At 30.8% G+C, this 7,681-nt stretch carries 10 protein-coding genes; 9 read left to right on the top strand and 1 reads right to left on the bottom strand.

The genetic code is table 11. The features are described from left to right. The 9 genes from FNW38_RS17620 to FNW38_RS17000 all read left to right on the top strand — a co-directional run. Positions 1 to 321: hypothetical protein (locus tag FNW38_RS17620; protein ID WP_218043845.1), on the top strand; the 321-nt coding region annotated here is incomplete at its 5' end. A gap of 204 nt (positions 322 to 525) precedes the next feature. Then, positions 526 to 1,713: a DUF418 domain-containing protein gene (locus tag FNW38_RS17035; RefSeq protein ID WP_218043840.1), complete on the top strand. Its 1,188-nt coding sequence runs from the start codon at positions 526 to 528 to the stop codon at positions 1,711 to 1,713. An 82-nt stretch (positions 1,714 to 1,795) separates the two neighbouring features. Continuing rightward, entirely contained in the window at positions 1,796 to 2,335 is a 540-nt protein-coding gene (gene pyrR, locus FNW38_RS17030) for a bifunctional pyr operon transcriptional regulator/uracil phosphoribosyltransferase PyrR (RefSeq protein ID WP_144065082.1), read from the top strand. A gap of 54 nt (positions 2,336 to 2,389) precedes the next feature. Further along, a complete protein-coding gene (locus FNW38_RS17025; RefSeq protein ID WP_143388807.1) occupies positions 2,390 to 3,316 on the top strand; it encodes an aspartate carbamoyltransferase catalytic subunit in 927 nt (308 codons plus the stop codon). Positions 3,317 to 3,390: 74 nt separating this feature from the next. Then, positions 3,391 to 3,723: a ribonuclease Z gene (locus FNW38_RS17020; protein ID WP_143388806.1), complete on the top strand. Its 333-nt coding sequence runs from the start codon at positions 3,391 to 3,393 to the stop codon at positions 3,721 to 3,723. A 79-nt stretch (positions 3,724 to 3,802) separates the two neighbouring features. Further along, positions 3,803 to 4,708: a ribonuclease Z gene (locus FNW38_RS17015; protein ID WP_143388805.1), complete on the top strand. Its 906-nt coding sequence runs from the start codon at positions 3,803 to 3,805 to the stop codon at positions 4,706 to 4,708. A 98-nt stretch (positions 4,709 to 4,806) separates the two neighbouring features. Next, the gene (gene pdxH / locus FNW38_RS17010) at positions 4,807 to 5,451 is read left to right on the top strand and encodes a pyridoxamine 5'-phosphate oxidase (protein ID WP_143388804.1); all 645 of its coding nucleotides are present in this window, start codon (positions 4,807 to 4,809) and stop codon (positions 5,449 to 5,451) included. A 167-nt stretch (positions 5,452 to 5,618) separates the two neighbouring features. Next, positions 5,619 to 6,122 (top strand): CAP domain-containing protein, encoded by a 504-nt coding sequence (locus tag FNW38_RS17005; protein ID WP_143388803.1) that lies wholly within the window; start codon positions 5,619 to 5,621, stop codon positions 6,120 to 6,122. A 636-nt stretch (positions 6,123 to 6,758) separates the two neighbouring features. Then, a complete protein-coding gene (locus FNW38_RS17000) occupies positions 6,759 to 7,265 on the top strand; it encodes a CAP domain-containing protein (protein WP_235890236.1) in 507 nt (168 codons plus the stop codon). 75 nt (positions 7,266 to 7,340) lie between these two features. On the opposite strand, the gene FNW38_RS16995 is transcribed toward FNW38_RS17000, so the two are convergent. Next, positions 7,341 to 7,681, bottom strand: a 341-nt coding sequence (locus FNW38_RS16995) for an OmpA family protein (RefSeq protein ID WP_143388802.1), incomplete at its 5' end; no start/stop codon positions are given.

Genomic DNA, 7,681 nt, shown 5'->3' with positions numbered 1-7,681 from the left:
AAAGGAGCAGAAAAACTAAGATTTCTACTCCTTAAATTATTGTATTTATTCCTTAAAGGACTTTTTCAGTACCCTCCAATTGCGGGAGATTTTTTTTGTCTAATTGAAATTTTAAATAGATTAAGTACAATTTACTTTCTTTCAAAAATTTTACTCATGATAAAAACTATTACGGCAATTACAGCAATCACAATAAAAATACCAACACCCATTCCGGCTTTAAATATACCTTCTATTACTGAACAGCTTGTAAATGAAATTAGTACTATAAAAAGGACCAATAATCTTGTTATTTTTTTTTGCATGATTTTTTATTTTTAAAATTTTAGCTTAATATAAAGGTACCGAATCAGATTAGCGATTAGTTATATAATTTTTGTAGTTTCTTGTAAAATTTTATAATTATTGAAAAAAAACAACAAAATGTTAGTTTGTAATTATTAATTATTTTTTTTAAACTGATTTTCATCCAAAAAAAATATATTTTTGAATTTTACTATTTCTATTTAAATCCAAATTTAAAATATGACCAATATTACTTTCAATTTAAAAGCTCCTCGAATAGAAGTGGTCGATGCGCTACGTGGCTTTGCAATTATGTCTATTATGTTACTTCATAATGTAGAACATTTTGAATATTATTATTTACCGGAAAATTTTCCAACTTGGCTTGTGGCTTTGGATAAAATTGTTTGGGATTCTTTGTTTTTTCTTTTTGGAGGTAAATCCTATGCAATTTTTGCGCTTCTTTTTGGGTTTAGTTTTTACATTCAAAATGATAATCAAGCTAAAAAAGGGAATGATTTCCGAGGGCGGTTTTTTTGGCGTATGATGTTATTATTGATTTTTGGAATTGTTAATACCGCATTTTACCAAGGTGATATTCTTACTTTGTATGCCTTTCTGGGACTTTTACTTATTCCAGTTGTAAAATGGAGTAATAAAGCCGTTTTTATTACCGCTGTTGTTTTGATGTTACAACCCTTGGAATGGGCGAGATGCATTTATTATATTTTAAATCCAGATTATGTTGCTCCGCCTAATTTATCTAATGCCTATTATGAAAGTATAGGGTATTATATGAAAAATGGTTCTTTCATGGATTATGTAATTGGTAACTTGACATTGGGGAAAATTGCCTCTTTGTTATGGTCATGGGAAAATGGACGATTTTTCCAAGCTCCAGCCTTATTCATGTTTGGAATGTTACTTGGCAGAAAACAACTTTTCACAACAACCGTTGAAAACACCCAGTTTTGGAATAAAGTATTGCGTTATGCAATAGTTTTCTTTATCCCATTGTACTTTTTAAAGACTCATATCGTTGATATTATTGCAAGAGTAACATTATCAAATACCCTTACAATTATATTTGCTTCTTGGTCAAACGTTGCTTTTATGTTGGTACTCGTTTCCGTATTTGTTTTACTATATCAAAAGGATTCTGCTAATAGGGTTTTTTCCAAGCTGATTCCTTTTGGAAAAATGAGTTTGACTAATTATATCATGCAGTCCATGATTGGGGCATTTATTTACTACAGATATGGCCTTGGGCTTTTTGAATACACAGGAGCAACCTATTGTTTGTTGATAGGAATTGTATTATTTATTATCCAATTATCATTTTGTACCTGGTGGCTTAAAACCCATAGACAAGGACCGTTAGAGTATATTTGGCACAAAGCAACATGGATTTCATTCGGTAAAAAATAACTGCATCTATTTTCTCCCTTTATAATTATAAAATCATAAATCGGAATTTGTATATTTGCAAAACCAAACAACACACTTTAACATGAGTCAAAAAGTATTACTTACTGCAAAAGAAGTTACTATCATATTACATCGTTTGGCCTGTCAGTTAATTGAGAAACACTTAGATTTTTCAGATACTATTTTGGTAGGGATCCAACCAAGAGGCGTTTTTTTAGCAGAACGTTTGAAAGAAATATTAGAAAAAGAATACAAAACTCCCGAAATTAAGCTTGGTTATCTGGATATTACCTTTTTTAGAGATGATTTTCGCAGAACGGATAAACCATTAGAAGCAAATAAAACCAAGATTAATTTTATTGTTGAAAATAAGAAAGTTATTTTCATTGACGATGTTTTATTTACTGGAAGAAGCATACGATCTGCTTTGACTGCCATTCAATCTTTTGGAAGACCATCAGAAATAGAATTACTGGTTTTAATTGACAGACGTTTCAGTCGCAATTTACCCATTCAACCGGATTATAGAGGAAGACAGGTAGATGCCATAAATAACGAAAAAGTGAAAGTGAGTTGGAAAGAAAATGATGGTGAGGATGGAGTGTATTTAATTACCAGTTAGAGAACATTTATTAAAATTTAACTATTAAAAAAAAACTAATAATCGTAAAAAGAAATGAAAGAATTAAGCGTAAATCATTTATTAGGAATAAAATACATCAACAAGAATGATATTGACCTGATTTTTGAAACTGCCGATCATTTTAAAGAAGTCATCAACCGACCAATTAAAAAAGTGCCTTCTTTACGAGATATTACTATTGCCAATATTTTTTTCGAAAACAGTACCCGAACAAAATTATCTTTTGAACTAGCACAAAAACGTTTATCTGCCGATGTAATTAGTTTTTCGGCTGCACAATCTTCAGTCAAAAAAGGAGAAACACTAATTGACACCGTAAACAATATACTTTCCATGAAAGTAGATATGGTAGTGATGAGACATGCTAATCCTGGCGCTGCTTATTTTCTATCCAAAAATGTAAAAGCCAGTATTGTAAATGCGGGGGATGGAGCCCATGAACATCCTACACAAGCCTTATTAGACAGTTATTCGATTAGAGAAAAACTAGGCGAAGTGGCTGGGAAAAAAATAGTTATTGTAGGTGATGTTTTACACTCCAGAGTAGCATTATCCAATATATACGCTTTGCAAATGCAGGGTGCAGAGGTGAAAGTTTGCGGGCCTAAAACGCTTATTCCAAGGCATATTGAATCACTTGGGGTAACTGTGGAGCCTAATCTACGAAAAGCACTTGAATGGTGTGATGTGGCTAATATGTTACGCGTGCAAAATGAGAGAATGGACGTAAATTATTTTCCATCTACAAGAGAATATGCTCAGCAATATGGAGTTGATAAAACATTATTAGATTCACTAAATAAAGAAATCATAATCATGCATCCCGGACCTATTAATCGTGGTGTGGAGATTACCAGCGAAGTAGCTGATTCAAATCAATCGGTTATTTTGAACCAAGTAGAAAATGGTGTGGCGATTAGAATGGCAGTTATTTATCTTTTGGCTTCAAAAATTCAGTAATTTCAAAGAAAAACTTAGTAACTTAGCTACTTAGTAACCTGTCTGCCGCTACGCAGTCTCTGAAAATCAAAAAAATGAAAGTAGATCAAAAAAACCACACGATTACGATTAAAGACACACAAGGTGATTTTACCTCTTTTTTGATGAAGGTAACGCACCAATACAAAACATTTGAAAAACACAACTTGATTATTGATCTTTTGTTTTACAAAGATTTATCTACAAGCAATATAAAGTTATTTTTACCATTATCGAAACAACATAAAAAAAGTAAAAAGTCATTTGTTATTGTTGCTTCAGATTTTGATTATAATGCAGTTCCTGACAAATTAACTGTTGTGCCTTCCATATTAGAAGCGCATGATATTATAGAAATGGAAGAGATTGAAAGAGAATTAGGTTTTTAATGTTTAAACAATAAATTGTAATCAAAAGTTGATGAATATTTAGGAAGTTTAAAATTCAACTTGTAATAAAACCTTCAAATTGAAATTAACAATACTTGGTTGCTACGCAGCAACTCCCCGGACATTTACTAATCCAACGTCACAGATTTTAGAAATAAAAAATAGACTTTTTCTGATTGATTGCGGTGAAGGAACTCAAGTACAATTGCGCAAAAACAAAATTAGGTTTTCTAAGATAAATCATATTTTTATTTCGCATTTGCACGGAGATCACTTTTTTGGATTAGTAGGGTTAGTGTCTACTTTCACCTTACTTAACAGAACAACCGATTTACATATTTATGGTCCTAAAGGAATTAAAGAAATCATTAAATTACAATTGAGATTATCTAATTCTTGGACGAATTATGGTTTGTTTTTTCATGAATTAGAATCTGTTGACAGTGAAGTGATTTTTGAAGATGAAAAGGTTTTGGTGAAAACCATTCCGTTAAAACATCGCGTATATACCAATGGTTTTTTGTTCCAAGAAAAAATAGGGGAGCGGAAACTTAATTTGGATGCTGTTCAAAATTATGAAATCGATACCTGTTATTATCAGAAAATAAAAAATGGGAAAGACATTACTCTTGAAGACGGAAGGGTCATTGAAAACGATAAATTGACGTTTGATCCTATTCCTGCAAAGAATTATGCTTTTTGCTCCGACACTGTTTATAATGAATTAATGATACCATTTATTGAAAATGTAGATGTTTTATACCATGAATCTACTTTTTTACAGTCGGAAGAAAATCTGGCTAAAAAAACATTGCATTCCACTGCAAAAGAAGCGGCAATGATTGCTTTGAAATCTAATGCGAAGCAATTAATTTTAGGACATTATTCTACCCGATATGAAAGTATCGAACTATTTAAGGAAGAAGCTGAAACTATTTTTTCGGAAGTGCTTTTAGCCGATGATGGAAAAAGTTTTGAGTTTTAAAAAAAAACATTAATCTACATAGTATAAATTGACACTTGGATTTTTAAGATTATCGATTTCGAATAATCTTAAAATCAAACAATCTTAAAATAAAAAAAATGAGTGATTTAAGCAATTACAGAAAATCCTACGAAAAGAGTGAGTTATTAGAATCCAATATTCCCGAAGATCCAATAAACCTATTTAATAGATGGTTTCATGAAGCAGAAGATTTAGGAGCTAACGAAGAAGTTAATGCCATGACTGTCTCTACAATTGGTCTAGATGGCTTTCCAAAGTCTAGAGTTGTTCTATTGAAAAAATTCAATGAAGAAGGATTTATTTTTTACACTAATTATAATTCAGAAAAAGGTAAGGCTATTGCCAATAACCCTAAAATATGTCTTTCCTTCTTTTGGCATACCATGGAACGTCAGGTTATTATAAAAGGTATTGCACAGAAAACTACTGAAACCATTTCAGATAATTATTTTGAATCCAGACCTGATGGGAGTAAATTAGGTGCCGTAGTTTCAAACCAAAGTGAGGTTGTTCCCTCTCGTGCTTATTTGGAAGAAAATTTAAAACAATTAGAAAAAGATTATGATAGTATGGTTATTCCAAGACCAGAGCATTGGGGAGGTTTTTTGGTTACTCCTTTAGAAGTTGAATTTTGGCAAGGAAGACCCAATAGATTGCATGATAGAATTAGATATACAAGTCAAGAAGATTTCTCTTGGAAGATTGATCGATTATCACCATAATGTAAGAAAATTATATATTAAATTTTTTTTATTATGTAGTTCATCGATTTTATTTGGTAGTTTAGCGATAAAATGTCTACTTTTAAAATATAATAAAAAACAATATTTGTAAATACATTTAAAGAAGTTTGCCCCACAATCTACTTTAAACTTAAACTACTACTTTTATGAAACTAAAATTACTTCGTGCGTTATTGCTCGTGGCTGTGATATGCACTATGAATTCATGTTCGTCAGATGCTTCTGAAGCAACAACAGAAAATACTACAACACAAAAGGTAGTTAATTATACTTATAATACTTCTGAAATAGAAACTATGAATTTGATAAATACCTACAGAGTTAGTGTAGGGTTAAATCCTTTAGAAAAAATCAATCATATGTCTTATAAGTCAGAAGAGCATGACAACTATATGATTGCTAATAATGTAGTTAATCATAATGATTTTGTTGCTCGTTCTGAAAATATAATCAAAGTTTTAGGTGCTAAAATTGTAAGCGAAAATATCGCTTATAATTATGGTACGCCTCAAGCTGCTTTAAATGCTTGGTTAGCTAGTCCTGGACATAAAGAAAATATTGAAGGTGATTATACTCATTTTGGAATTGCAATAAGAGAGAATCCAGTGAATGGTAAAAAATATTACACAAATATCTTCGCGAAAATATAAGTTAATTTTTTGTTTTTTTTTGGTATTAAAAGGCTGTCTTCCCCCCAAAAGACAGCCTTTTTCTGTTTATAGATTATGACTTAGGCTAATTCTTTTGCCGAAATATAACTTACAATTTTGATATCCCACAGACTGTTTTTAAATATTTGGTTGATCAGTTTACCAGTTCTGGTTACCAGAAAATATTGAAGGTAATTTTACTCATTTTAGTATCTCAATCTGAGAGATTCCTGTGGCCTGTAAAAAATGGCCTGCTAATATTTTTGTAAAAATAGAAGTTACTATTTTGTTTGTTTTTTGGAATTCAAAGATTGCTTTCTGTCCAAAAGGCTGTCTTTTTCTATTTTATAGCTGTTAGATGACTTAGGATAAATTCTTTGAAACAGGAGTTTTAAATTTCTAAGAGGCGTAATAAATGTAATATCTGTTTTTTTTGGGAAGAAAATTAATAAAAAACAGATGATTTTTTTGAAAAATGCAATAAAAAAAACGTTTTTTTTAAATATTGTTAATTTTTTTGAAATAGTTTGGTTTTTGAAGTCTTATATATACATTTACAAACGGTCAACTATGACGATTGAAAAAAAATTTAATTGTTTAGTTTACAACTTGTTAATTTAATCTCTTCATTACTACATGACAGCAGTCTCATTCCGCGCTTTATTTCTTGTTTTTACTTTTTATGCAATGTCTTCTTGTTCTTCTGATAATTCTGAATTACCGAAATCAAATGCAGCTTTATCGCAAAAGATAGTCGATTATACTTATAACAGTTCTGAAATCGAAACTATGAATTTGATAAACACCTACAGAGTTAGTATTGGGTTAAACTCTTTGGCGAAAATTAATTATATTTCTCTCAAGTCAGAAGAGCATGATAATTATATGATTATCAATAATGTGGTCGATCATAATGATTTTATAGTTCGTTCTGAAAGCATTATGAATGTCCTAGGTGCCAAATCAGTAAGTGAGAATATTGCATATAATTATAATACTTCTCAGTCTGTTTTAAACGCCTGGTTGGCTAGTCCTGAGCATAAAAAAAATATTGAAGGTAATTATACTCATTTTGGTATTGCAATAAGAATGGATCCGGTTACCGGTAAAAAATATTATACCAATATTTTTGCAAAAATATAAGTCAATTTTTTGTTTATTTTTGGAATTTAGAGGCTGCTTTCCCCAAAAAGGCAGCCTCTAATTATTTTAAGAGTTTTACAAAGCCGTAATAATAAACTCACTACGTCTGTTAAGCTGATGTTCATCCTCTGTACATTTCACCCCGTCAGAACAATTGTTTACCAATAGGTTTTCGCCGTATCCTTTACCGACTAATCTGTTTTTGGCTACCCCATTTTTAATTAACCAGTTTATGGTCGATTTAGCTCTTCTGTCGGATAAGGCTTCATTGTATTTGAATGATCCACGACTATCAGTATGGGAACGAATATCGAGTTTCATAGCCGGATATTGATTCAGTACATCCAATATTTTTTCTAGATCCAATGCCGCTTCTATTCGGATATCTGATTTATCAAAATCGAAATAAATCATTT

It is taken from the genome of Flavobacterium gawalongense (assembly GCF_007097265.1).
Classification (GTDB): Bacteria; Bacteroidota; Bacteroidia; order Flavobacteriales; family Flavobacteriaceae; genus Flavobacterium; species Flavobacterium gawalongense.
The sequence above is the reverse complement of the archived record's forward strand: the minus strand, read 5'-3'. Positions and strand labels throughout refer to the sequence as shown.

What these genes read in the sequence shown, in the direction of transcription:
- FNW38_RS17035 (WP_218043840.1), top strand. Translation starts at nt 526, where the DNA reads ATGACCAATATTACTTTCAATTTAAAAGCTCCTCGAATAGAAGTGGTC.
- pyrR (WP_144065082.1), top strand. Translation starts at nt 1,796, where the DNA reads ATGAGTCAAAAAGTATTACTTACTGCAAAAGAAGTTACTATCATATTA.
- FNW38_RS17025 (WP_143388807.1), top strand. Translation starts at nt 2,390, where the DNA reads ATGAAAGAATTAAGCGTAAATCATTTATTAGGAATAAAATACATCAAC.
- FNW38_RS17020 (WP_143388806.1), top strand. Translation starts at nt 3,391, where the DNA reads ATGAAAGTAGATCAAAAAAACCACACGATTACGATTAAAGACACACAA.
- pdxH (WP_143388804.1), top strand. Translation starts at nt 4,807, where the DNA reads ATGAGTGATTTAAGCAATTACAGAAAATCCTACGAAAAGAGTGAGTTA.
- FNW38_RS17005 (WP_143388803.1), top strand. Translation starts at nt 5,619, where the DNA reads ATGAAACTAAAATTACTTCGTGCGTTATTGCTCGTGGCTGTGATATGC.
- FNW38_RS17000 (WP_235890236.1), top strand. Translation starts at nt 6,759, where the DNA reads ATGACAGCAGTCTCATTCCGCGCTTTATTTCTTGTTTTTACTTTTTAT.